Annotated in this window: 22 protein-coding genes; 19 read left to right on the plus strand and 3 right to left on the minus strand. The window is 47.1% G+C overall.

The window, feature by feature from the left end; all coding sequences use genetic code 11:
- Window positions 1–55: 55 nt before the first annotated feature.
- Together J3P40_RS03895 and J3P40_RS03900 are read right to left on the minus strand one after the other, a co-directional pair.
- Entirely contained in the window at window positions 56–1,381 is a 1,326-nt protein-coding gene (locus J3P40_RS03895) for a flippase (protein ID WP_256003140.1), read from the minus strand.
- An 18-nt stretch (window positions 1,382–1,399) separates the two neighbouring features.
- A complete protein-coding gene (locus J3P40_RS03900) occupies window positions 1,400–2,089 on the minus strand; it encodes a YjjG family noncanonical pyrimidine nucleotidase (protein ID WP_256003141.1) in 690 nt (229 codons plus the stop codon).
- Window positions 2,090–2,138: 49 nt separating this feature from the next.
- Here J3P40_RS03900 and uvrB point away from each other — a divergent pair, with 49 nt between their 5' ends.
- The 17 genes from uvrB (at window position 2,139) to J3P40_RS03985 (ending at window position 20,798) form a co-directional block, all read left to right on the plus strand.
- Entirely contained in the window at window positions 2,139–4,181 is a 2,043-nt protein-coding gene (gene uvrB, locus J3P40_RS03905; RefSeq protein WP_305120503.1) for an excinuclease ABC subunit UvrB, read from the plus strand.
- A 32-nt stretch (window positions 4,182–4,213) separates the two neighbouring features.
- Window positions 4,214–4,459 carry a DUF4834 family protein gene (locus tag J3P40_RS03910; protein ID WP_256003142.1) on the plus strand — a complete coding sequence of 82 codons (246 nt, stop codon included), beginning with the start codon at window positions 4,214–4,216 and terminating at the stop codon, window positions 4,457–4,459.
- A 67-nt stretch (window positions 4,460–4,526) separates the two neighbouring features.
- A complete protein-coding gene (locus tag J3P40_RS03915) occupies window positions 4,527–7,007 on the plus strand; it encodes a YfhO family protein (protein WP_256003145.1) in 2,481 nt (826 codons plus the stop codon).
- A 15-nt stretch (window positions 7,008–7,022) separates the two neighbouring features.
- A complete protein-coding gene (locus tag J3P40_RS03920) occupies window positions 7,023–8,009 on the plus strand; it encodes a glycosyltransferase family protein (protein ID WP_256003148.1) in 987 nt (328 codons plus the stop codon).
- 27 nt (window positions 8,010–8,036) lie between these two features.
- Window positions 8,037–9,017, plus strand: a complete 981-nt coding sequence (locus tag J3P40_RS03925; protein ID WP_256003150.1) for a DUF6427 family protein — start codon at window positions 8,037–8,039, stop codon at window positions 9,015–9,017.
- Between the two features lie 29 nt (window positions 9,018–9,046).
- A complete protein-coding gene (locus tag J3P40_RS03930) occupies window positions 9,047–9,832 on the plus strand; it encodes a type III pantothenate kinase (RefSeq protein ID WP_256003151.1) in 786 nt (261 codons plus the stop codon).
- On the plus strand, window positions 9,816–11,105 hold the full coding sequence (gene bamG, locus J3P40_RS03935; RefSeq protein ID WP_256003152.1) for a BamG family beta-barrel-assembly machinery protein: 1,290 nt from the start codon (window positions 9,816–9,818) through the stop codon (window positions 11,103–11,105). The genes J3P40_RS03930 and bamG overlap by 17 nt, the downstream gene beginning before the upstream one ends.
- Before the next feature lie 2 nt (window positions 11,106–11,107).
- A complete protein-coding gene (locus J3P40_RS03940) occupies window positions 11,108–11,674 on the plus strand; it encodes an LptA/OstA family protein (RefSeq protein WP_256003153.1) in 567 nt (188 codons plus the stop codon).
- A gap of 73 nt (window positions 11,675–11,747) precedes the next feature.
- On the plus strand, window positions 11,748–13,844 hold the full coding sequence (locus J3P40_RS03945) for a peptidylprolyl isomerase (protein WP_256003154.1): 2,097 nt from the start codon (window positions 11,748–11,750) through the stop codon (window positions 13,842–13,844).
- An 85-nt stretch (window positions 13,845–13,929) separates the two neighbouring features.
- Entirely contained in the window at window positions 13,930–14,445 is a 516-nt protein-coding gene (locus tag J3P40_RS03950) for a DUF2480 family protein (RefSeq protein ID WP_256003155.1), read from the plus strand.
- Between the two features lie 30 nt (window positions 14,446–14,475).
- Window positions 14,476–15,255, plus strand: coding sequence for a DUF3108 domain-containing protein (locus tag J3P40_RS03955; protein ID WP_256003156.1), 780 nt, complete (start codon window positions 14,476–14,478; stop codon window positions 15,253–15,255).
- Window positions 15,256–15,257: 2 nt separating this feature from the next.
- The gene (locus J3P40_RS03960; RefSeq protein ID WP_256003157.1) at window positions 15,258–15,821 is read left to right on the plus strand and encodes a DUF3109 family protein; all 564 of its coding nucleotides are present in this window, start codon (window positions 15,258–15,260) and stop codon (window positions 15,819–15,821) included.
- 87 nt (window positions 15,822–15,908) lie between these two features.
- Entirely contained in the window at window positions 15,909–17,564 is a 1,656-nt protein-coding gene (locus J3P40_RS03965) for a UxaA family hydrolase (protein WP_256003158.1), read from the plus strand.
- A gap of 2 nt (window positions 17,565–17,566) precedes the next feature.
- A complete protein-coding gene (locus tag J3P40_RS03970) occupies window positions 17,567–18,331 on the plus strand; it encodes an SDR family NAD(P)-dependent oxidoreductase (RefSeq protein WP_256003161.1) in 765 nt (254 codons plus the stop codon).
- A 4-nt stretch (window positions 18,332–18,335) separates the two neighbouring features.
- Window positions 18,336–19,193: a fumarylacetoacetate hydrolase family protein gene (locus J3P40_RS03975; protein WP_256003164.1), complete on the plus strand. Its 858-nt coding sequence runs from the start codon at window positions 18,336–18,338 to the stop codon at window positions 19,191–19,193.
- On the plus strand, window positions 19,180–20,016 hold the full coding sequence (locus J3P40_RS03980; RefSeq protein WP_256003166.1) for an amidohydrolase family protein: 837 nt from the start codon (window positions 19,180–19,182) through the stop codon (window positions 20,014–20,016). The genes J3P40_RS03975 and J3P40_RS03980 overlap by 14 nt, the downstream gene beginning before the upstream one ends.
- A 2-nt stretch (window positions 20,017–20,018) precedes the next feature.
- Entirely contained in the window at window positions 20,019–20,798 is a 780-nt protein-coding gene (locus tag J3P40_RS03985) for an L-fucose dehydrogenase (protein WP_256003169.1), read from the plus strand.
- On the opposite strand, the gene J3P40_RS03990 is transcribed toward J3P40_RS03985, so the two are convergent.
- A complete protein-coding gene (locus J3P40_RS03990) occupies window positions 20,752–22,551 on the minus strand; it encodes an aminopeptidase P family protein (RefSeq protein WP_256003171.1) in 1,800 nt (599 codons plus the stop codon). The genes J3P40_RS03985 and J3P40_RS03990 overlap by 47 nt on opposite strands.
- A gap of 387 nt (window positions 22,552–22,938) precedes the next feature.
- Between J3P40_RS03990 and gmd the strand changes: the two genes are divergently transcribed.
- Entirely contained in the window at window positions 22,939–24,075 is a 1,137-nt protein-coding gene (gmd, locus tag J3P40_RS03995) for a GDP-mannose 4,6-dehydratase (RefSeq protein WP_256003174.1), read from the plus strand.
- Between the two features lie 86 nt (window positions 24,076–24,161).
- Window positions 24,162–24,854, plus strand: a complete 693-nt coding sequence (locus J3P40_RS04000) for a hypothetical protein (RefSeq protein ID WP_256003176.1) — start codon at window positions 24,162–24,164, stop codon at window positions 24,852–24,854.
- Window positions 24,855–24,886: the final 32 nt, after the last annotated feature.

Consider the following 24,886-nt stretch of genomic DNA (forward strand, 5'->3'; position numbering starts at 1 on the left):
AGTCCGAGAATCGAAAAATGAATATGCCGCAATAGCATGTTGCCGGTCGGGCAGTTTATCTGCGGAGCTTTTCGACAAGAGAAATCAGGGACAGTGATTTGAGCATCATAATACCCTGCTGCCTCGTTCTCGGTAGCAGCAGTATCCAAAAGTTGTTAACGATGTAAGCAATAAGTGTGGCGTAGGCGGCGCCCATAATGCCATACTTTGGGATCCAGAAGATATTCAGTACTACGTTTACGACGGCGCCCAGGGCGTTCCTCACCAGCGTGAGTTTTACCAGGCCTTCGGCAATAAGGTATTGTCCGCTTGCGGTGCTCAGAAATACAAAGATGGCCGACCAGATATGGACCGATAAGATCGGTGCGCCGGGTGCAAATTCATCGTTGAGCAACAGATCGAAAATTAAGGGAGCGAATATAGAGACTGAGATTGCAGCGGAAAGCCCAACCCATACCATCAGGTCGTACAGGTCCTGCAGCCGCCTGATGTAACGAACCGGGTCGTCCCGCCTGGCGTTCATGATGGCCGGAAAAACAGAGGTTACAATGGCCACGGGTATGAAATACCAGGCTTCCGCGAGCATCACGACATTGGTATAAATACCCATGGCGCCAACGCCCAAATATCTTTCGATCATCAGTTGATCTATCCGCATGTATACGTAGATCAATATGGCAGAAAAGGCCAGGGGCCAGGATTTTGACAGCAGGTAACCCGCAATGCGCCGGTCGAACGTCCATTTCCTTACCGAGCCACCGTGTTTCTGGTAACTGAGCAGGTAGCCTGAAGCTAGTATCACCGCATCAAAAAGCAGAGCGCCGATAAACCAGGCAATATCTAAGCCGAGCAGGATGAAGGTCATTTTGGTCGCAGCCGATATCAGGTTGGCACTCACCTGAACCCGCATGATATACTTTGCCTGTGTCCTCGACTGGAAATAACTCTCTATAATGTTGAATGCCTGTATCGCTGCGGTGAGCCCTACTGTGAGCACATAGCTTAGTGGCGTGGCAATAGGTTCCTGATTATTTAATAAAGTATAAGTCAGATAGATTAGCGGAAGCACCGTAAGGCCGCCTGCCAGTTTGAGGAAAAAAGCAGTTCCCAGGAGCAGGTCTTTCTTTTCAGGCTTGCGAAGCAGTTCGCGGGTAACAAAGCCATCAAGTCCTAAAGCGGCCGCAGCTATAAAAAAGGTGCAAAATGCTGTTGGAAAGGAGTAAATACCAAGCTTTGTTTTCAGCAGATAGTTCGAGAGCGCGATGCTGACCAGGATCTTAATCCCCATGCTCGCAACCCGGGCAATCATGAGCCAGCCGGTATTCTTAAGGTATTTGTTAAAAGCAGCTTCGTCGAAGCCTTTGATTGCCGGAACCTTCATCGCTGTAAAGATGGTAATTTAAAAGTGCAGCAGCAATTCTTCCAGGTGGTTGATCTGCCAGATCACGTCGGGCGGCGTCTCTTTGTTGGCCGGGTTAAAAAAAATGGCCTTCATGCCGAAATCCTGTGCACCTCTTATATCCGCCTCAATGCTGTCGCCTATCATGATGCACTCCTGTTTTTGTGCTCCGGCATTGCGAAGTGCAAATTCGAATATGGCCCTGTCGGGTTTGTTTACGCCCGCATCTTCCGAAATGATGATATTGTCGAAATAGGGGTTGAGCCGGCACACTTCCAGTTTTATGAGTGTAGATTCCTTGAACCCGTTGGAAATGATATGCAGTTTATATTTCTGCCTGAGGTAGGTCAAGACTTTTTCTGCCCCGGCAAACAGGTTTGTTTTGGTGGGCGTGATGCGGACATAGTCGTCTTCAAATTGCGGCGGGATTTGATCGGGATGAATACCTAGCTGTATGAAAGTTTGCGAAAAACGCTGACTACGAAGGGTATCCTTACTGATTTTTCCTAGGTGGTAGTCGGCCCACAGCTTATGGTTGTTTTCTGTGTAAGTTTGGATAAAAGTTTCGCAGCATTCGACCCCGAGCGTGTGCAACTTATAGCTGGCATAGAGTTCACTCAGGGTTTCCCGCGCATTGCGGTCAAAATCCCACAGCGTGTGATCCAGGTCGAAGAAGATATGTCTGATCATGACAGTAGGCCGAAAAATTTGTAAAGATATATGTTTATCTTTGATATCTATGAAATTCCAACTTGTTTCAGATTATAAACCCATGGGCGATCAGCCGGAGGCGATCCGGCAGCTTGTAAACGGCGTTACGGCCGACGAGCATTATCAAACACTTCTTGGGGTTACCGGATCGGGGAAAACTTTCACAATAGCCAACGTTATTGAGCAGACCCAAAAGCCAACGCTGATACTTAGCCATAACAAGACGCTTGCCGCACAGCTTTACGGCGAGTTTAAACAGTTCTTTCCTGACAATGCGGTCAACTATTTCGTCTCCTATTACGATTATTATCAGCCAGAGGCCTTTATAGCTTCTACGAACACCTATATCGAAAAAGACCTCGCCATCAATGAGGAAATTGAGAAGCTAAGGCTAAGGACGACATCGGCGCTGATGTCGGGCCGCCGGGACGTTATTGTGGTGTCGTCCATATCCTGTATTTATGGTATGGGTAATCCGGAAGATTTCTCCAGGTCTGTTTTCAGATTCTCTGTGGGTACGCGGATTTCAAGAAATTCCTTTCTGCATAGTCTGGTAGAGATTCTGTATGCGCGGACAACCAACGACTTTAAGCGGGGGACTTTCCGGGTTAAGGGTGATACAGTTGATATATTCCCGGCATACCTGGACACGGCGTACAGGGTTTCTTTCTTCGGCGACGATATTGAGGAGCTTTCCATGATCGATCCGGTAACCGGAAAGACCCTGGAGAAGATGGAAGACATGGCGGTGTATCCGGCCAACCTGTTCGTAACGCCTAAAGATCGCTTTAATGCGTCTATCTGGGGTATACAGGAGGAACTTGAAGTTCGTAAGAACCAGTTGATAGGCGACCGGCAATTGCTGGAGGCCAAGCGGCTGGAAGAGCGTGTTAATTTCGATATTGAAATGATGAAGGAACTGGGGTATTGTTCAGGCATTGAGAATTATTCGCGGTTCTTTGACGGTCGCGCTCCTGGCATGCGTCCTTTCTGTTTGCTGGACTATTTTCCGGACGACTACCTGATGGTGATCGATGAAAGCCATGTGACAGTGCCGCAGATCAGGGCGATGTATGGCGGCGACCGCTCCAGAAAGATGTCGCTGGTAGAATATGGCTTCCGGCTTCCCTCTGCGCTTGACAACCGGCCGTTGAATTTTGATGAGTTTGAGCGTTTGGCGCCGCAAACGATATATGTGAGCGCTACACCCGGCGACTATGAATTGCAGAAGTCGGACGGCGTATATATTGAGCAGGTGATCCGGCCTACCGGTCTGCTTGACCCGCTGATTGATGTACGGCCGGCTATCAATCAGGTGGATGATCTGTTGGACGAGATCGACAAAACGATCCAGATGGGCGACCGCGTGCTGGTCACAACGCTCACAAAGCGCATGGCTGAGGAGCTGACCAAGTATATGGACAGGCTCAACATTCGCTGCCGGTATATTCACTCAGAAGTGAAGACGCTGGAGCGTGTCGAAATTCTGCGGGGCCTTAGACTCGGCGAGTTTGATGTGCTGATCGGGATTAACCTGTTGCGTGAAGGGCTTGATTTGCCGGAGGTATCGCTGGTAGCCATTCTGGATGCCGACAAAGAAGGTTTCCTAAGGTCTGAAAGATCATTGATCCAGACCATTGGCCGGGCTGCGCGAAACGACCGCGGGCGGGTGATCATGTATGCAGACAGTATTACAGAATCGATGGAAAAAACCATTGAAGAAACCAATCGCAGACGTGAAAAGCAGATCACTTATAACCATGAGCATGGTATTGTGCCAAAAACGGTCGGCAAAAGCCGGGAAGCTATCCTGGAACAGACCTCCGTGCTGGAGTTTTCGGCTGGCGAAGCAAAAAGGGCTAAGGCATACGTGGAGGTAGATGAGGTGAGTATGGCCGCCGATCCGATCGTGCAGTATATGACGAAAGCGGAAATGCAAAAGTCGATCGATAAAACGCGTAAAGAAATGAGCAAGGCCGCCAAAGATATGGACTTCCTGCTGGCTGCGCGGCTCCGGGACGAGATGTTTGCCATGGAGAAATTGATGCAGGAGAAATTTGGCAAAGGATAATACTTCTATATTTGTCGCGTTAACGAATAAACATGGGTTTAATTAAATTTATACTGATCACGGTACTGATACTCTACATCATCCGGATCATCATACGCCTTATCTTTCCTATGGTATTGAAGGGGTTATTCAGTAAAATGCAGCAGCAACCGGGGCAGCAAGCCTATAACAGGCAACGCCCTGAAGGCGATATTTCTATCGACTATATGCCACCGAGCGCAAAAACGGGTAAGACCGACAAGCTGGGCGATTTTGTAGATTACGAAGAGATAAAATAAAATCTTCATCTTTTGTGAAGAGTTTTTTATCTAAGTTTGGGGTGGATTGATATTAAACAAACCTTAAATGAATAACTGGTTAAAAGCAAATGGCATCCACCTGGCCATTATCGGGTTTTTTGTTGTAATCTGCTTTGCGTACTTCAGCCCGGTGCTGCAAGGTAAGGCACCGGCGCAGCACGACGTCATACAGGCCAAGGCGATGGCCAAGGAGATTACGGAATACAGGGAAAAAGAGGGCAAGGGGCCGCTGTGGACCAACCAGATGTTTGGAGGAATGCCTGCTTATCAGATATGGGTAAAACACCCGCTGAATATTACCACCTACGTAATCGATTTTATTAAAGACGTATTCCCGGAACCGGTAGATGTGGTATTGCTTTACCTGCTGGGTGCGTACCTGCTTTTCTGTGTTTTAAGGATTCATCCCTTGCTTGCCGCCGCGGGTGCGGTGGCATTTGCGTTCACTTCATATAATTTTATCATTATCGCTGCTGGGCATAGTGGTAAGGCTTTGGCGATTGCTTTTTTTGCACCGATCATTGCGGGGGTGTTGCTTACGCTCCGGGGCAGATATTTGCTTGGCGGTAGCTTAACGGCACTGTTTATGGCGCTGCAGATTCGCGCGAGCCATATACAGATGAGCTATTACCTGATGATGGCCATGCTGATTTTTATTGGTATAGAGATTTACCATGCGGTTAAGGCCAGGCAGACCAAACCTCTTTGGCAGTCCATCGGCATATTGGCGGCCGCGGTGTTGCTGGCCTGTATGGTAAATGCCGGCAAGCTTTGGACAACCTATGAATATGGTAAAGAGTCGAACCGTGGCAGGGCAAACCTGACTTCTGTTTCGGAAAACGAGCAGAATGGTGTACCTAAGGAATATGCCTACGGCTGGAGCCAAGGCGTAGCAGAAAGTTTCACATTCCTGATCCCTGATCTTTATGGTGGGGCGAGCGGTACAGGCGCACTGGTAAAACCTGAAAGCAATACTTATAAAACACTGCAGAGTGTGGTAGGCGGTGATCCTACCGGAGCAATACAGCAACTGGGTAGTCAGATCGGGCTGCAGCAGTACTGGGGCGAGAAACCGGGCACTTCGGGGCCGTATTATTTTGGCGCTATTGTTTGCTTCCTGTTTGTATTCGGTCTGTTTGTCGTGAAGAGCCGCTTTAAATGGTGGGTTGTGGCTACAACAGTATTGTTTATGCTGCTTTCTTTCGGTAAGAACTTTCCATTGGTGTCTGATTTGTTTTTCGATTATTTCCCGCTTTATAATAAATTCCGGGCGGTTGAATCTATACTTGCTGTCGTTGGGCTTATGGTTCCTATTCTTGCCTTTTTCGCAGTACGTGAAATACAAGAAGGCGGTTACGATGCTAAGACACTGACAAAAAAGGCGGGAATTGCTGCCGGTATCACCGGAGGGTTTGCCTTGCTGGTAGCCATTATGCCTACCGCTTTTTTCAGCTTTACAACATCATTTCACCCGCAGATGGTCCAGGCGCTTACGCAGATGCTTGATAACAACGCAGGAATGGCTCAGTCGATCGCTGGCGCGTTGGTGTCTGACCGTGCCGACATTGCCCGGGCAGACGCACTAAGGTCGGCCATATTTATTGCGATTGGGTTTGGCCTGCTTTGGGCGCTCATTAACAAGAGAATGGCTATGCAAACTGTATTCATATTGCTTGGCCTCGCCATTCTGATTGACATGTGGCAGGTCGACAAGCGTTACCTGAACAACAGCAACTTCGTAAACAAGTCGGATCTGGACAATCATTTTCAGCCCAGGGAAGTTGATACGTTTATTTTGGCCGACAAAGATCCGGACTATAGGGTGCTCGATCTCACTATAAGTACGTTTTCGGATGCCAGTGCATCTCAGTTTCACAAGACTGTAGGCGGGTACCATGCAGTAAAATTGAAGCGTTATCAGGAATTGATCGACAAACAGTTTAGCAAAAGTATCAACCAGGACGTGCTGGATATGCTGAATACCAAATATGTGATCACTCAGGATCCGCAGACCGGAGCTTCAAAGATGCAGGCGAATGCTACGGCTGCAGGACATGCATGGATCGTTCCGCGTATTCAGTTTGTTAAAAATGCTGACGAAGAGATGACCGCCATCAGCAGTTTTGATCCAAAGGCGGAAGCTATCGTGGATCAGCGCTTTAAGGGTATGATCGATGAAAAGCGTGGTATCGGGGCTGATCCGACCGCTTTTATTAAGTTGGAAAGTTATCACCCGGATCACCTGGTGTATTCGTATTCCGCTCCCCGCGATATCATTGCGGTGTTTTCGGAGATTTACTATGACAAAGGCTGGAACATGTATGTTGACGGGGTTAAGAAGCCTTACTTCCGGGCAAATTATGTGTTGAGGGCCGCACAGCTTGAGGCGGGCAACCATAAAGTGGAGTTTAAGTTTGAACCGGTGTCCTACTACATGGGTGAAAACATCTCACTTGCCGGGTCAATACTTCTACTGGCTGGTTTTGGCTTCTCCATTTATACATCAAGAAAGAAGAAAAGCGCGTAGGAGAGATCGGCTGCTTTGAAAATCCTTTATGCTATACAGGGAACAGGAAACGGACATATTAGTCGCGCCCGTGAAATTGTACCGCTGCTGGAAAGATATGGGGAGGTAGACCTGCTTGTAAGCGGCACGCAGGCTGATGTATGGCCGGTGCAGCAGGTAAAATACCAGTTGCACGGTTTCAGTTTTGTTTTTGGAAAGAAGGGTGGGGTAGATCATTACAGCACCTGGAAAACGATGGACCTGCGCAGGTTTATCCGAGATGTACGGCAGCTCGCATTAAAAGAATATAACCTGATCCTGAACGACTTTGAGCCCGTCACAGCCTGGGCCTGCCGGCAGCAGGGGGTGGAGAGTGTGGGCCTTAGCCATCAGGCGGCCTTCCAGTCGCCCAAAGTGCCCAGGCCAAAAAGTATCGACTGGGCTCAGCTCGTGTTAAAATACTATGCGCCGGCATCGCATTACGTTGGCTTTCATTTTGACAAATACGACGACTTTATCTATACGCCGGTGGTACGTTCTGAGATTCGTAATGCGCCGGTTTCAGACGAAGGACACTATACCGTTTACCTGCCAGCGATTGATGACCGCATACTGGTCCCTTTGCTAAAGCAAATACCTTCCGTAAGATGGGAAGTATTCTCTAAACATGCGGTAAGTAATTATGAAGAAGGTAATGTGCTTGTGAACCGGATCAATAATGAGCAGTTTAACCATAGCCTTGCGTCCTGCACAGGCCTTTTTACCGGCGGTGGTTTTGAGGGACCGGCAGAAGCGCTTTTTTTGGGGAAGAAACTTCTGGTTGCACCCATGAAGTTCCAGTATGAGCAACAATGCAATGCCTATGCGCTCAAGCAGGCGGGAATCCCTGTGATATGGGGCAGTAACAAGAACTGGTTACCAGAAATAAAGGCATGGATAGAAAGCAGGCAGGAGCACCAATTCAGTTTTCCTGACGAAACTGCAGCCGTGATTGATCAGGTTGTCAGGCAGTTTGCCAGATAATTTACTTTAATTTGCTTAAGCTTAGTGATGATTAATCAGTTCAGAACTCTAAATCCGGTAAATCTGTTGCTGTTGTTTGCATATACCTTCTTTATGCGCATGGCAATTTTTGCCGACTTGCCGGATGTATTGCAGTTTGAATTTCTTGAGCCTTATGCAAAATTTTTCGTGCAAATCCCTATCCGGAATCCTTTCTCCTCGGCAGGGAACGTCTTTATGGCGGGCCTTTTGGTTTATATCCAGGCGCTCTGGTTTAACCGTATCGTTAATAACCATGGCTTGCTGAGTAAGCCCGGATATCTGCCGGCGCTTCTGTATGTTACTTCGGCGAGTTTGTTTATGCCCTTTTTAATCCTCAGTCCGACACTCATCTGCAACTTTCTGCTGATATGGGTAATGGATAAGTTTTTAAAACTGGGGAAATCGGCAGGCGCGCTGATGATCATGTTTGATACAGGAATGATTATTGCCGTGGGTACATTGATCTATTTCCCGTTCATTGTTATGCTGAGCATGCTTTGGCTTACCCTGCTCATGTACCGGTCGTTCGACTGGAGGGAGTGGATATCCGGACTGGTTGGGTTTCTGACGATATTCTTTTTGGTAGGCGTGTATTATTACTGGAACGACAGCTTGTCGATGTTCTATAAAATATGGCTTCCTCTCGGAAATAAGTTTCCGTCAGTCTTCCAAATTAATTACAACGATTATCTGGTCCTTATCCCGGTTTCGGTGATGATGGCCCTCGCTTCCCTACAGCTTCGGCAAAACTTTTTCCGGAGTTTTATCAGCACCAGAAAGGCCTTCCAGATGCTTTTTTTCATGTTCGTTGTTGCGCTGATCAGTTTTTATACCAAGCCCGATTTCAGGTTGTATCATTTTCTGTTGTGTGTGCCTCCAGGATCGGTTTTGCTGGCCTATTATTTCGCGAATGCAACCAAACGCTGGTTTTACGAGAGCCTGTTTCTTACACTGGTTTTGGCGATTCAGTACTTCCTCTTCGTTTAACTTTTTTTAACAATTTGAAACGCTGAAACTTGTCAAAGATTGATAGCTTTGTGCGGATGCATCATCTGGTTATCGATATCGGCAATACGAATAGTAAACTGGCTGTTTTTAAAGACAGGGAGCTCGTTGAATTTCAAAAGCACGAAAAGATTTTCAAAGAGCACCTCAGCAACATCATCAGCAAATGGAATGTGAGCCACTCGTCGTTATCGAGCGTAGCGGCTGAATCGGAAGATCATGATCTCATAAATGTGCTTCGTTCCCAAACGGAATATGTAGCATTTTCTGCGTCCAAGACTGCCGGCGTGCAAAACTACTATGAGTCTTCCGCCACATTGGGGCTCGACCGCTGGGCAAAGGTGATTGCAGCATATCATCTTTATCCGGGAATGGATTGCCTCATTATAGACGCCGGAAGCTGTATTACTTATGACAGACTGAACGCTGCAGGTGAATATTTTGGAGGTAGTATAAGTCTGGGCTTAAGCATGAGGTTCAAGGCACTGCATCATTTTACGGGCCGGCTGCCGCTGGTTGAATGGCATGGCACAGCGATACCCGAGGGAAGAGATACGGGTTCTGCGATCCAAAACGGCGTCTTACAGGGGGCTGTTTATGAACTGACGGGCTTTATTGAGAACGGAAATAAGGTGTCGGGAAGCAGCACTAAAGTGCTGTTCACAGGAGGTGACGCAGAGTTTTTGCTTGGAGAATTAAAAAACAGCATCTTTGCGCCTCAAATTATACATGATCCATACCTGGTGTTAAAGGGATTAAATGAAGTTATTCTATTTGAATATGTACAAAAAGATTAGTTATATAGCAGCGATAGTATTATTGCTTGCAGGTGTTTCAGCTGACGCACAGATTACCACCCAATCGCCGTACTCCCGGTTTGGGGTTGGTAATGTTAAAGGCGCTTTGCTGCCTCAGTTCAGGGCCATGGGTGGCATATCTACCGCAATAGGCAAGCCTACCGGTTACAGCAACATTAACATGCAGAACCCTGCCTCCTACACGGGAATTGGTCTGACTACCGTAGATATCGGCGCTTCAGGATCTATTACAACCCTAAAACGTTCCGGCGAGCAGGAGAAGAGTTTTAACTCTACTTTAAGTCACCTTGCATTGGCCTTTCCGTTGGTTCAGGAAAGATCGGTGCTGAGCTTTGGGTTGCAACCCTACTCAGAACTTGGATACGAATATATGGTTCAGGGCACGTTGGATACGAATACCGTCAATTATTTGTATTCCGGAGAGGGTGGTCTGACCAAGGCTTATATTGGTTTCGGGCAAAAGATCGGGCAAAACTTCAGTGTAGGCGCTAACCTTGAATATTTGTTTGGGAACCTTCAGGAAAGTGCAGCTATGGAGTTCCAGTCTTTTTCGGCCATAAACAACAGAAGATTCAATAAGAACAGTGTTGGAGGTATTGCTTTCTCCTATGGCGCGCAATACAGGATTCCCACCGGTACCAGGAAAAGTTTGACCCTTGGTTATTCCGGTTCGTCTTCATCATCTGTTAATTCCCGGAAAACTTACCTGCTTACTCAGTATCTTAAAAATGCACTGGGAGAGGACCTCGCGGCATTTGACACCTTGTCGATGATCGACAATGGTTCGGCTAAACTTAAGCTTCCGCTTGTGCACAATTTCGGAATTGCTTTTCAAAGCGATAATAAATGGTTGTTTGGGGCTGATTACCGTATGGGGAAATGGTCGGACGTCAGCATAGGCGGAGAGAGCCTTGGTCTGGAGGACAGCTGGGGTTTTTCGGCGGGCGGACAGTTTGTTCCGGATGCAAAAGCGCTGAGCGGCTATTTCAATTATGTGGAGTACCGTCTGGGCGTTACTTACGACAAAACGTATATCCGCACCGGCGGGCAGGACATTAAGCAAATGGCCGTTACCTTTGGTCTGGGTTTGCCGCTGGCCTTTAGTCGGAATGCACTATATAAAGTGAACCTTAGCACCGAGATAGGGAAGCGTGGTAATATGACAAACGGTTTTATCCAGGAGAACTATGTTAATTTCCATATTGGATTTACCCTGAATGATACCTGGTTCAGGCGCTGGAAGTTTGACTAGTAATGGAAAGGCGGAGCTTAATCGGGTATAGCATTGTGCTAGGTGTGACCCTGGCACTTTCTTCCTGCGGCGACGATGATCTGAAAAAAGCTGCCAGGCTTCCGAAAGGAATAAGTCTTAACCGCGACCGGACAACGGGCGTGGAAATTATTTACAGTGACTCCGCAAAGGTGAAAGCACAGGGCTTTGCCCCCATTCTTGATAAGGTTACACCGGCCGACCTGGCCAGTTACCAGGAGATGCCCAAAGGTGTGAAGATCAATTTTATTGATGACTTTGGTAAAATAAAAGGTTCCATAACCTCCGATTACGCCATTATGCGCGAACTCGAGAAAACAGCTACCTTTAAGCGGAATGTTGTGGTTGTGAACGAAAAAATGACCTTCAATACCGAAGAGCTGGTCTGGGATCAGAACAAGAAGCTTTTTCTATCGCCCAAAGGCATTGTAACCAAGCCCGACGGTACGGTGCTCAACGCTATAAACTTTAGTGCCACAGAGGATTTTAACTACATCACCTGGGCCAACGGAACGGGGGAAATGTACGTTCCGGACGACATCGCGCAGTAACAATTAATAATTTTCTGTTTTTTTACAAAAGTTGTATCTTGCGCCCTCTTAAAAAATTATAAATAAACATATTATGGGATTAATGACATTTTTGCGGAATCGCGCTGGCTATATTCTGATTGGAGCCATCGGTTTTGCAATTGTTGCATTTTTGGTTGGTGATGCAATTAGCGTGGGGAAACCTTTTTGGGCTGAATCTCAAAAAGTGGTAGGCTCAGTTGATGGCGAAGAAATTAATATAGATCAGTTTCAGCAAAAAGTAGATCAAAGCCTGGCTCAGTTTAAGCAGCAGTATGGCGGTTCAGGCAATGCCCAGATGCAAGCGATGGCTGTTGAAAATGTTTGGCAGGGTGAAGTCGCTACTATACTTTTAGGTAAGGAGTTTGAACGTATTGGTCTCACGGTTTCATCTCAGGAATTATTCGACCTTATCCAGGGAGAAAATCCCAGCCCGCTTATCATGCAGTACTTCGGAGATCCGCAGAGCGGTCAGGTAGACCGTACGCAGGTGATCAAAATATTCAAAGACGGCTCAAGAGATCCTAGGATGAAAGAACAGTTGAATATGCTCGAAGCTGAAATTGAAAAACAGGCTCTGCAGCAAAAATACGCCAATCTGATCCGTAATTCCTTATACGTAACTACGCTGGAAGCCAACGACGAATATATCAACAGGAATAAACAGGCTAACTTTAAATATGTGGCCCTTGAATTTACCTCAGTTCCTGACGCGGAGGTTAAGTTAACAGAATCTGATTATTCTGAATATTATGATGAGAATAAGAAGCGCTTTGAGAATCCGACAGAGACGAGGACTTTTGAATATGTTTCATTCAGTGTAAACCCAACTAAAGCGGATTCTGCTGCTGTGAAAAGTCAGGTGGAGAAGCTGGCAGCTGATTTTAGAACTACTTCCAACGACTCTTTATTTTCTGCAGTAAACTCGGACGTAAAAATTCCTTACACCTATCTTACGAAAGGTCGTCTGGATCCGGAAGTTGATTCAGCAGTGTTTAGCTCGCCTTCAGGTAGTTTTTATGGTCCGAAACTGTCGGGTAATTCTTATAAACTGGTAAAGGTGGTTGATACGCGTTTTTCACCAGATTCTGTAAAAGCAAGTCATATATTACTAAACCCGACCAAGCTTGGCGGGGTAGACAGGGCTAAGAAATTGGCCGACTCGCTGAAGACGTTAATCCAGAATGGTGCAAGTTTTGCAAATCTTGCGTCTACGTATAGCGAAGACGGCTCTAAAGACCAGGGCGGAGACTTAGGCACATTTGCGCGTGGTAGAATGGTTCCTGAGTTTGAGAACGCTGTATTTAACGGCAGTGTTGGCGAACTTAAGGTCGTCTCCAGTCAGTTCGGTGTTCACCTGATCAAAATAGAAAAGCAGATCGGTTCTTCTAAAGTAGCGAAGATCGCTTATATCGAGAAGTCGCTGCTGGCAAGCAATAAGACGCGTGATGCTGCCTATAAGAAAGCGAATAGTTTTTTAAATGAGGTTGACGGAGATAATTTCAGCAAGCTGGCACAAAAGAACGGTTATACTGTTGGCGTGGCTGACCGGGTAACGCCTACACAAGGATTTGCGCCAGGGTTAGACAACCCTCGTCAATTGATTCGTGCTGCGTACGAGGCTGAAAAAGGCGATGTGCTTGAGCAGGTGTTCCAGATGGATAATGCTTTCGTTGTTGCGCGGTTGACCGACATCAAGCCTAAGGGTATCTTGCCTCTTGAATCGGTAAAGAAAGATATTGAACCGATGGTACGCAACGCTGTAAAAGCAAGAATCCTTGCTGAGAAGATGGATAAGGCTGTTTCGGGCGCAGGTAATCTGGATCAGGTTGCCAAAAAGCTCGGTAAGTTCACAGCTCCCGTGACAAATGTGGTATTTTCCAACCCGGTACTTCCCGCGGTTGGTCAGGAAAATAGAGTTGTTGGTACTGTGTTTGGTTTGCAGCCTGGAAAGCTTTCGAAAACCATTAAAGGCGATCAAGGCGTATATGCTATTGCTGTAGACGGATTCACCAAGCCTGCACCGCTCGCAAACACCTATAAGCAAAAAGAGTCTATGATGCAGATGGCAGGTCAGCGGTCACTGGGATTAGCCTTCCAGGTGCTTCAGGACAGAAGTGATATAAAAGACAATAGGGTGAAATTCTTCTAATGTTATTTACTTAATTTTGTAGCCGGAAGTGAAAAACTTCCGGCTTTTTTTTGGCGTAATTGTCTGGTACATAAACTGGGGACTCATGGAAATACAGGAGAATATTGTTAACAAAGTTGCTGCAAGCGGGCTCGTTACCTTTAATCTGGAAGACTATCTGCATAAAGGTGAGCGAGTCCTTTACGATATTAAAGACAACCTGTTTCACGGTCTGATACTGAGGGAGAAAGATTTTCGTGAATTCGTGAAGATGCATGACTGGAGTGTTTACCTGGGGAAAAATGTGGCCATTACCTGTTCTGCTGATGCGATCGTTCCTACCTGGGCGTATATGCTGCTGGCTAATAAAATGCAGCCTTATGCCAATGAGATCATCTTCGGGAACCTGGAAACGCTCGAGACGGTACTCTTCAACAGGGCTCTGGCACAGGTCGACTTAAATGCTTTGGCGGGTCAGCGCGTTGTGGTAAAAGGCTGCGGCGATATCAATATTCCAGTCGCAGCATACGTGGAGATCACAAAGCTTCTAACTCCTGTAGTAAAAAGCCTCATGTATGGCGAACCCTGCTCTACGGTTCCGCTCTTCAAACGCAAGGACTAATTTTGGAGAGCTTTTTGTTTTAGCATAGGTATGAGAAGATTTATTTTGTTGATAGGTGTGCTATGCTTAAGCATCAGGGGGTTAGGTCAGGAACTTCCGTTTGTAGATGAACCGGTGTTTAAAGCAGGTGAGGTTCTGAAATATAAATTGAGGTACGGTTTTATTACAGCTGCGGAAGGTACGCTACGGGTTCTCAATACCGATATGAAGTTTGACGGGAAGCCGGTGCATCATCTGAGCGTCGACGGTGAGACTTCTGGTACCTTCGACGTCTTTTATAAAATCAGGGATCATTACGATTCCTTTATCGATAAGGATAATCTAAAGCCTTACTTTTACCAGGAAAATATACGGGAAGGGAGTTACCGGCGTGAGGACAAAGCCCGGTTTTATCAGGACTCCAAGAAGGTGGTGGCTACCAAAGGGACATTCAATACCCCCACGAAGCAAACGTTCGACCTGGTTTCATCCTATTATTTTGCCCGCAGCCTGGATGTCTCCAGGATGAAGACAGGCGATTTTGTAAAGCTTAACTATTTTCTTGGCGACGAGATATCCCAGCTGGAGATTCAGTATCTGGGAAAAGAGGTAATCAAGACTAAACTCGGACAGATCCGATGCCTCAAGTTCAGTCCCTCTATTAAGCCCGGGAGGATATTCAGGAAGGATAGCCGGCTTTACCTATGGGTATCTGATGACGGGAACAGGGTGCCATTGAAAGCCCAGGTGGAAATTCTCGTAGGTTCCGTTGTAATGGAAATAAAATCGGCCGATGGATTAAAATATCCTCTGGCCATCGTTAAAAAATAAAAATGATTGAAGTTCAGCAAACATTGGTGCATGAAGACCTGATCCGGGAGAGCTTTGTATGTAACCTGAATAAGTGTAAGGGTATTTGTTGTGTAGAAGGAGATGCGGGCGCTCCATTGGATATGGCTGAAACGGCTATTCTGGCGGAGATTTACCCTAAAATTCAGCATCTGCTCGAGCCGAAAGGCGTCGCGGCCATTGAGCAGCAGGGCACGCATGTTATTGATTCGGACGGCGATTTTACCACACCCTGCGTTGATGGTAACAAAGAATGCGCTTATGTAACGTTCGAGAATGGGATTACCAAATGCGGCATAGAGAAGGCCTATGAACAGGGGATAATTGACTGGCAAAAACCAATTTCCTGTCATCTCTACCCTATTCGAGTTACGCAGTATCCTGAGTTTGAGGTCTTGAATTACGACCGGTGGCACATATGCCATGATGCATGCACGTTTGGCCGCGAACTTAAGGTTCCTGTGTACAAGTTCCTGAAAGGCCCGCTGATCCGTAAGTATGGCGAAGACTGGTATCAGGAACTGGAAGAGCAATGCCAAAAATACTGACACTTTTGTAAATTGCGGAAAACATCGGTTGCACCAATCTCACGTTATTTGAGGGGGGAAAGTGTAGTGACCGATATATATCAAGCAATGTCAGAAGCGATAAACCGCAGTTTTTTACAGATCAATGCCAGCGATAACGTGCTGGTTGCCCTTCAGGACCTGCCGCAAGGCATGCTGGTTAAATGGCAGGGGAGAAATCTGGTTCTGCAGGAGGGCATTCCTGCAAAGCATAAGTTTTTTATTGATGCACTCGCCCCTGGAGCCGAGGTCATTATGTATGGTGTGCTGGTTGGAAAGACCACAATGCCGATTCGGGCAGGCGCATTGATGACAACGGAAAACGTTCAGCATGCGTCGCAGGATTATGCTTACCGGCATGCAAATTATGAGTGGACTCCCCCGGATACGAGCGCGCTATCGCACAGGACATTTAACGGTTATCACCGATCAGACGGGCGGGTAGGTACTGCCAACTACTGGCTATTCATCCCGACGGTCTTTTGTGAAAACCGAAATCTTGATGTGATCAGGGAAGCGCTTCATAATACGCTTGGATATAGCGTTACAGATAAATATAAAGCCTTTACGGCACAGCTTCTCGAGGCTTACCAGAGCGGGGTGTCTCTGACCGATTTCCGCGAGGATGAATTGGGCGTAACCACAACCGGCAGACGAGTCTTCGAAAATGTGGACGGTATCAAATTTCTAAACCACCAGGGTGGTTGTGGCGGTACCCGTCAGGATGCCTCGTTGCTAAGCAGATTACTGGCCGCATATGCGGATCATCCGAACGTAGCCGGGATTACCATATTGAGCCTGGGTTGTCAGCACCTGCAAAGCGCGGAGCTGCTGAACGATATCAAATCCAGGAATCCCGCTTTCGATAAGCATATCTTGCTCTTTGAACAGCAGCAAAGCCAAAGTGAAGAGCAACTTATTAAACGCGCCATCCGAGATACGTTTGAGGGGCTCATTGCTGTAAACAGGCAGCAAAGGAAGCCTGCGCCGCTAAGCAGTTTATGCGTCGGGGTAAAATGTGGCGGAAGTGACGGCTTCAGCGGCATATCTGCAAATCCGGCTGTCGGTTATGCCTCGGATCTGCTGGTCGCGCTGGGCGCGAAAGTGTTGCTTGCAGAATTTCCCGAGTTGTGCGGAGCTGAACAGAACATTGTAGACCGTTGCACCGATGAACAAACCGCAAACAGGTTTATGCGCCTGATGCGTGAGTATGATCAGCAAGCTCATGCGGTTGGGTCAGGTTTTCATATGAACCCTTCACCAGGCAATATTAAGGACGGTTTGATCACCGACGCTATAAAAAGTGCTGGCGCTGCAAGAAAGGGAGGTACTTCGCCGGTGGTCGACGTACTTGATTATACCGAGCCGGCTTTAAAACCCGGGCTGAACCTGGTATGCACACCAGGTAATGATGTGGAGGCTACAACAGGCAAGGCAGCTAGCGGGGCTACGCTGATCCTGTTTACCACAGGACTTGGTACCCCGACGGGTAATCCCGTTTGCCCGGTCATTAAGATCGCCACAAACACGGCGCTGGCAAACCGGATGTCTGATATTATTGATATAGATACAGGCGCCATTATTCGTGGTGAGAAGACTATCGAAGAAATGGGCGTTGAGATTCTGGAGTACTGTATTAAAGCAGCGAGCGGCGAAATACTGCCTAAGGCCGTTGCTTTAAATCAGGATGATTTTATTCCCTGGAAAAAGGGTGTTTCTTTATAAGCATGTTTAGTTTAGAAAAAAAGATAGCAGTTATCACCGGAGCCGGAAGCGGAATTGGGCAGTCAATCGCTTTGCTATTCGCCCGCCGGGGCGCCATGGTGCACATCGTGGATGTAGATGAGGGCGGCGCTTCAGGCACGCTGGATCTGATCCGGGAAAGTGGGGGTAACGCGACGTTTAGCCGATGTGATGTTACAGATCAGAGGGCCGTGGTCGACCTGTTTACGCAGTTAGGCAGGATAGATATTTTGGTCAACAATGCCGGCATCGCACATATCGGCAAGGCGGATACCACCAGCGAGGAAGATTTTGAAAAAGTGTTCAAAGTGAATGTGAAAGGTACGTACAATTGCCTTTTCGCAGCCTTGCCTGTTATGAAAAGCATGGGAGGTGGGGTTATTCTAAATATGGCTTCAATTGCGGCGGTAACGGGACTTAGCGACAGGTTTGCCTATTCCATGAGCAAAGGAGCGGTGTCGGCCATGACCTTGTCGGTAGCCCGCGACTACATTCACGACAACATCAGGTGCAACAGTATTTCCCCGGCAAGGGTGCATACCCCATTTGTGGATGGCTTTATTGCCAAAAACTATCCGGGCCGGGAAAATGAAATTTTCGCAAAGCTATCTGCAAGTCAGCCTATAGGCCGCATGGGGAAACCAGAAGAAGTAGCTGCCCTGGCGTTGTACCTATGTTCTGAAGAGGCGGCATTTGTCACCGGCAGTGATTATGCTGTTGACGGGGGATTTATTAAGCTTAATACTTAAATCGATGAAATTAATTAGATGGGGCGCTGCCGGTAAAGAAAAGCCCGGTGTTATAGTAGACAACAATTGGTATGATACCTCCGCTTTCGGAGAGGATTATGATGAGCATTTTTTCGCAGGTGAGGGTCTAATGAGGCTTGAGAGCTTTGTAAAAGAGAACTTATCGCAGTTACCAGAAGTGCCAGACGGATGCCGGTTGGGCGCGCCCATAGCGCGGCCTTCTAAGATTGTCTGCATCGGGCTCAACTACGCAGATCATGCTAAAGAGACGAACGCGCCGATGCCTCCTGAGCCGGTTATCTTTATGAAATCGACCACAGCTATGGTGGGTCCGTGGGATAATATCATTATTCCAAAGAATTCCCTTAAAACAGACTGGGAAGTTGAGCTGGCTGTAGTCATCGGAAAGAAGGCCAGTTACGTAGAGGAAGCCGACGCTATGGCTTATGTAGCAGGGTATGTGCTGCACAATGATGTTTCAGAGCGGGAGTTTCAGATGGAAAGAAATGGCACTTGGGATAAAGGTAAGGGTTGTGACACCTTTGCACCTATGGGCCCTTTTTTGGCGACTCAAGACGAAATTCCGGATGTACACAATATACGCCTGTGGCTTAAAGTGAACGGACAGATGATGCAGGATGGCAACACGTCAAATTTTATTTTTAATGTGCCCTTTGTGGTCTCTTATGTGAGCCAGTTTATGACCTTGTTGCCGGGGGATATCATCTCCACAGGAACGCCCGCGGGCGTTGGTCTGGGCTTTACGCCGCCAATATATCTTAAACCTGGCGACGTGGTAGAGCTCGGCGCAGACGGGCTAGGCAGTTCGGTGCAACGGGTTAAAGCCTATGGTGAAGATTGATGCACACCAGCATTTCTGGATTTACGACAATGAGCAGCACAGCTGGATAGGCGATGACATGGTTGTTCTGAAGCGGGATTTTCTGCCAGAGCAGCTCGCGCCAGTTCTTAAAGCGTGTGATATAGCTGGTTGTGTTGCCGTTCAGGCCGATCAAACCGCAGAAGAGACCGACTTTTTGCTTAAGCTTGCTGATCAACATTCATTTATCAAAGGCATTGTCGGCTGGGTGGACCTGCAGGCAGATGATATCGCTGACCAGCTGGAGGTATTGAAACTTCATCCAAAACTAAAAGGCTTCCGGCATATCCTTCAATCTGAAACAGATAGGGCATTCATGCTGCGGCCGGCGTTTGCTAGTGGCATCGCTGCTCTTGGTAAACATGATTTCACTTTTGACATACTTATCTATGCAGACCAGCTAGGCTATGCTGCAGAACTTGTCAGAAAGTTTCCCGGGCAACGCTTCGTGCTTAATCATATTGGGAAGCCCTCCATCAAGGGTGCCGGGATACGTGTTTGGGAGAAAGACCTGCGGCAACTCGCCCTTTGCGAAAATGTATACTGCAAGGTGTCAGGATTAATCACGGAAGCAGAATGGTCGGACTGGAGGTATTCCGATCTTGTGCCGTATCTGGACGTGGTGTTTAATGCTTTTGGTGCGCAGAGGCTGATGTTTGGATCTGACTGGCCAGTAAGTTTACTTGCCGGAAACTATGGGGAAGTAGTGGATGTGCTGGAAACATACCTGCGAGATTTCTCAACGCTGGAACGGGAATCAGTCTGGGCTGCTAACGCAACCAGGTTTTACAATTTAAGCTTATAACAATGGATTTACGGTTGAAAGACAAGGTGATTGTGGTAACAGGCGGGGCCAAAGGCATCGGCGAGGGCATTGTACGGCTTTTGGCTGGCGAAAATGCCTGTCCGGTAATCGTAGGGCGCAACGAAGCAGACAACCTTAGGTTGGTCAGCGACTTAAAAAGTCAGGGTTTGCAGGTCGGCCAGGTGGTCGCAGAACTCACGAAGCCGGAAGACAATGCCTTGGCCGTAACCCAGGTTTTGAAGCGGTTTGGGCGCATTGACGGACTGGTAAACAATGCGGGGGTTAATGATGGCGTGAGCCTTGAAAATGGCAGTTATGAAATGTTTCTCGCTAGTTTGCATAAAAACCTGATCCATTATTACCTTATGGCACTTCATTGTCTGCCGGCGCTTAAAGAATCCAAGGGTTCAATTGTTAACATCGGATCTAAAGTGGCGGACACCGGTCAGGGCGGAACCTCAGCCTATGCCGCGTCTAACGGTGCCAGAAATGCCCTGACCCGCGAATGGGCGGTAGAATTGCTGCCCTATGGAATCCGGGTAAATGCGGTTATTGTTGCGGAGTGCTACACACCTCTTTATGAAGCCTGGCTGCAAACATTGCCAGATCCAGAAGAAAAACTCAGATCCATCGTATCAAAAATCCCGCTCGGTCGGCGCATGACAACGGCCGAGGAAATTGCCAGCGCTGTGGCATTTCTATTATCGGATGTGTCGAGCCATACCACCGGACAACTTACGTATGTTGACGGGGGCTATACCCATCTCGACCGATCGCTTTAGTCTCGTCTTTCAGCCAGGTAACCTCGTCCTCGTTCAGGAATGGGCTCAACCGCTCAAACACCATTGCGTTATAGCTGTTTAACCATTCGATCTGCGCCGGCGACATTATCTCTTTTCTTACAATCCGCGTACTTATGGGCGCTAAAGTCAGGCATTCAAAAGCATAGAAATCACCAAACTCATTGCTCACGTCAGTCACCGTATGAACAAGGTTTTCAATACGGATGCCATGTTTTCCAGGCCGGTATATACCCGGCTCAATGGAGGTGATCATGCCGAGTTCTATGGAAATAGGCGTGGCCGTAGCATTAAACACATGAGGCCCCTCATGTACATTTAAAAAGTAACCTACCCCGTGGCCGGTCCCGTGCCCGTAGTTGATGGCATGGTCCCAAAGCGGCTTTCTGGCAATGGCATCGATCTGGTAACCGCAGGTTCCTTTCGGGAAGCGCGCCTTACATCCATCGATCATTCCCTTAAGCACAAGTGTATAGTCGGTACGCTCTTCTTCTGTGTTATTCCCCATGGGGAGGGTGCGGGTAACATCCGTGGTGCCGTAGCGGTACTGACCTCCTGAATCAACAAGGAATAAACCCTCTGGCCTTACCTCTACATCACTTTCCGGTGTCGGGCCATAATGAGGTAAGGCGCCATGTGCACGGTATGCGCTGATGGTATTAAAGCTGTCCCCCAAAAAACCAGGCTGCTCGGTGCGAAAGCTATGTAGTTTAGCAGCGGCAGAGAGTTCCGTAACCCGTTCTTTGCCTACCGTTTCAGATAGCCATTTAAAAAATTTGGTCAGCGCCACACCATCCTTTAACATGGCCGACCGGGTATTGATTAATTCTGTTTCGTTCTTTACTGCTTTAAGATAGGTAGACGGGTTGGTGTCTTTGATAATTCTCGCTGTGACAGGCAAAAGTTTCGTAAGTGCCAGGCAACTGCGCTTCGGATCGATCAGCACCAGGCTGTGCTCCGGAATGTGTTTAATAGCTTCCCGCACTTCTTCATAGCCGAATACTTCCACGCCGGATGTCAGTAATGATTTTTTGTCAACCTCAGAAAGTTTACCTTCGCCGATGAAGAGTTTCGCGTGGTCCTGATTGATCAGCGCAAAACCCATTACCACAGGGTTGTAGCTTACGTCGTTACCACGTATGTTGAATGTCCATGCCAGGTCGTCCAGTGAGGAGATGAGATGCTGGTCGGCACCCAACCTGGCAATCGCTTCGCGAATAGCAGTCAGTTTAGAAGCAACTGTTTGACCGATATAAGCGTCGTCAACCAAATAGGCAGTGCCTTCAGGCAACCCGGGTCTATCGCCCCACACAGCACTTATGTAATCACGGTGCTGAAGCTCGAGACCCTTTCGGGAAAGCTGCTGACTAAGTAAATCGCCAAGAAGCACAGACAGCAGATTTTCATCACAAGCCACGATATCGCCCTTTTGCAGTGTATCGCACAGCCATTGGATATATTCTGGCGCATGCTGTACCTTTTGTTTCACCAGTTCAAAACCACTTCCGGTCAATTGTTCTTCCGCCTGTTCAAAATACCGGAAGTCAGTCCACAGCCCCGCGAAGTCGTGCGTAACAACCAGAGTACCCGCCGAGCCGGAAAAGCCCGAGATATACGGAATAGACTTGTAGTGATCGGGCAAATATTCACTCATATGCGGGTCTGCCGAAGGAATAATATAGGCCTTTACCCCATCTGCACTCATTTGTTCACGTAATTGTCTTAGTCTTTCCATAGCATCGGATATTTTAGGTGTGTGAGCAAATTTATGTAAAAAGATCACTATAATCGGGTATTTTGAGGTTAAAAGTACCTGACTTTTGAGTTCGTTTATAATTTAGCACCATCTTTGTATGACAATGCCAACTAAACGTAAACGAGCTAATATTCTTAATGGGTTATCAGGATCATAAGTGCAGGAAATGCCAAACGGTGTTTCACTACCAAGTTCCGCGTGGATTTGTACTTAAACACATTTTAGGCTTTCTGCCTATCCGTATATATTGGTGTCCTAAATGTACCACAAACCGGTATGTATGGATCGGAAAAAAAAGTAACGAATAGTGAGATTCTTCACAATCGAATAATTCCGTATGTTTGAGACGGATATTTTAAACAGAATATGAAAGTTGCCTTAATCACTGGAGTAACCGGACAAGACGGTGCTTACCTTGCAGAATTCTTACTAAAAAAAGGATATTTTGTACACGGCCTTAAACGCCGGTCTTCCCTGTTTAATACCGACCGGGTAGACCACCTGTATCACGACCAGCACGAAGCAGGAGCAAACTTCAAACTGCATTTCGGCGACCTTACAGATTCTACCAACCTGATCCGGATTATTCAGGAAACACAGCCTGACGAGATATATAACCTTGCCGCGATGAGCCACGTTCACGTGAGCTTTGAAATGCCGGAATATACCGCCAATGCTGACGGTATCGGAACGTTGCGCCTTTTAGAGGCCATCCGTATTCTGGGTATGGAAAAAAAGACAAAGATCTACCAGGCATCTACGTCGGAACTTTACGGCCTGGTTCAAGCCGTTCCTCAGAGCGAAACAACACCCTTTTATCCCAGGTCGCCATACGCCGTAGCTAAAATGTATGCATACTGGATTACGGTCAACTACCGTGAGGCCTATAATATGTATGCTTGCAACGGCATCCTTTTCAATCACGAAAGCCCGCTTCGCGGAGAAACCTTTGTAACCCGGAAAATCACCCGTGCTGCAGCAAAGATTGCGTTAGGCTTGCAGAACTGTTTATATCTGGGTAACCTCTCAGCACAGCGCGACTGGGGTCATGCTAAAGATTATATCGAGGCGATGTGGCTGATCCTTCAGCAGGAAAGCCCTGAAGACTATGTTATTGCCACAGGAATCACTACTACTGTGCGTGACTTTGTGAAAATGGCCTTTGCTGAACTTGGTATAGAAATCGAGTTCAGTGGAAAAGACGCGAACGAAAGAGGCGTGATCATAGATGTTGATCAGGAGTTGGTTAATTCACTCGGCCTTAATGATACCAACCTGAAACCCGGAACAGTAGTTGTGCAGGTAGACGAACGGTATTACAGGCCTACAGAGGTAGACTTGCTACTGGGCGACCCAACCAAGGCGAACACCAAGTTGGGATGGAAACCAAAATACGACCTGCCAGCACTCGTGAAAGATATGGTCAGTGCAGATCTGCAACTGATGAAGAAAGACGAGCATCTAAAACTAGGTGGTTTCCGCACGCTAAATTATTTTGAGTAGCCTGGCATCATTCATGCTCAGGAAGGGCAGTCATAAAATTTAAATATTTATGATTAGCTTTAGCTACATTAATAATCGGGGTGTACATGAAAAAAACTTTACTTCTTCTATTATTAACACTCTCGGTACGAATCGCTGTTGCCCAAATAGGTGATGAATACAAATACACCATTGCGGTTAAAGGCTTTAGTATAATGCAAATGCCAAAAATACTAAGCCAGAAGAATGCAGAGCATTTTACGAGAATGTGGTTCAAAGGCGGCATGATCAAATTTAATGACAACCAGTTTAGTTATCGGATCAGTGGCAATTACCTCAAACGGAATACACGTTTAATAAACAATTGTTCTACCTGCGAGGAGGCGGACGGCAAAGTAACCGATTACGTCTTTAAGGTCGGCTTTGAGAAAAATCTTAGCTTTTCACGTTTTCAGCCTTATTTCGGGTTTGATTTAGGTTACCGGTTTAATATGTTTGAAGGGGAAATGATCTCTACTAACCCGCTTTTGGCGAATAAGGCCGGAGCCAATTCATACGCTGTAGAAGCTACCAAATCCGGACTGACGGTGTCTCCGCTGTTGGGTTTCAGACTTAATCCTGCAAAAATGGTTTCTGTGTTTGCGGAAACGAACCTTGATTTTTTTATTTTTTATGAGAGACAGGAGCTTGTTAGCCAAGATGTGAATAATACAAAAACTGTAAATCGTTATAAAAAGAACGAATTTCTGATTAATCCGGCTACCGTAGGCATTCAGATTCATTTGGGGAATAATAGATAAACTTGATATATTTGCAGCCAACCCTAAATTTT

The sequence above is a fragment of the Pedobacter deserti genome (genome assembly GCF_024436415.1).
Classification (GTDB): domain Bacteria; phylum Bacteroidota; class Bacteroidia; order Sphingobacteriales; family Sphingobacteriaceae; genus Pedobacter; species Pedobacter faecalis.

Coding starts and splice junctions, on each gene's coding strand:
- bamG (WP_256003152.1), top strand. CDS start 9,816: ATGTACAAAAAGATTAGTTATATAGCAGCGATAGTATTATTGCTTGCA.
- J3P40_RS03910 (WP_256003142.1), top strand. CDS start 4,214: ATGGGTTTAATTAAATTTATACTGATCACGGTACTGATACTCTACATC.
- J3P40_RS03950 (WP_256003155.1), top strand. CDS start 13,930: ATGGAAATACAGGAGAATATTGTTAACAAAGTTGCTGCAAGCGGGCTC.
- J3P40_RS03985 (WP_256003169.1), top strand. CDS start 20,019: ATGGATTTACGGTTGAAAGACAAGGTGATTGTGGTAACAGGCGGGGCC.
- J3P40_RS03960 (WP_256003157.1), top strand. CDS start 15,258: ATGATTGAAGTTCAGCAAACATTGGTGCATGAAGACCTGATCCGGGAG.
- J3P40_RS03970 (WP_256003161.1), top strand. CDS start 17,567: ATGTTTAGTTTAGAAAAAAAGATAGCAGTTATCACCGGAGCCGGAAGC.
- J3P40_RS03955 (WP_256003156.1), top strand. CDS start 14,476: ATGAGAAGATTTATTTTGTTGATAGGTGTGCTATGCTTAAGCATCAGG.
- J3P40_RS03900 (WP_256003141.1), bottom strand. CDS start 2,089: ATGATCAGACATATCTTCTTCGACCTGGATCACACGCTGTGGGATTTT.
- uvrB (WP_305120503.1), top strand. CDS start 2,139: ATGAAATTCCAACTTGTTTCAGATTATAAACCCATGGGCGATCAGCCG.
- J3P40_RS03940 (WP_256003153.1), top strand. CDS start 11,108: ATGGAAAGGCGGAGCTTAATCGGGTATAGCATTGTGCTAGGTGTGACC.
- J3P40_RS03975 (WP_256003164.1), top strand. CDS start 18,336: ATGAAATTAATTAGATGGGGCGCTGCCGGTAAAGAAAAGCCCGGTGTT.
- gmd (WP_256003174.1), top strand. CDS start 22,939: ATGAAAGTTGCCTTAATCACTGGAGTAACCGGACAAGACGGTGCTTAC.
- J3P40_RS03915 (WP_256003145.1), top strand. CDS start 4,527: ATGAATAACTGGTTAAAAGCAAATGGCATCCACCTGGCCATTATCGGG.
- J3P40_RS03945 (WP_256003154.1), top strand. CDS start 11,748: ATGGGATTAATGACATTTTTGCGGAATCGCGCTGGCTATATTCTGATT.
- J3P40_RS03990 (WP_256003171.1), bottom strand. CDS start 22,551: ATGGAAAGACTAAGACAATTACGTGAACAAATGAGTGCAGATGGGGTA.
- J3P40_RS03965 (WP_256003158.1), top strand. CDS start 15,909: ATGTCAGAAGCGATAAACCGCAGTTTTTTACAGATCAATGCCAGCGAT.
- J3P40_RS03895 (WP_256003140.1), bottom strand. CDS start 1,381: ATGAAGGTTCCGGCAATCAAAGGCTTCGACGAAGCTGCTTTTAACAAA.
- J3P40_RS03925 (WP_256003150.1), top strand. CDS start 8,037: ATGATTAATCAGTTCAGAACTCTAAATCCGGTAAATCTGTTGCTGTTG.
- J3P40_RS03980 (WP_256003166.1), top strand. CDS start 19,180: ATGGTGAAGATTGATGCACACCAGCATTTCTGGATTTACGACAATGAG.
- J3P40_RS04000 (WP_256003176.1), top strand. CDS start 24,162: ATGAAAAAAACTTTACTTCTTCTATTATTAACACTCTCGGTACGAATC.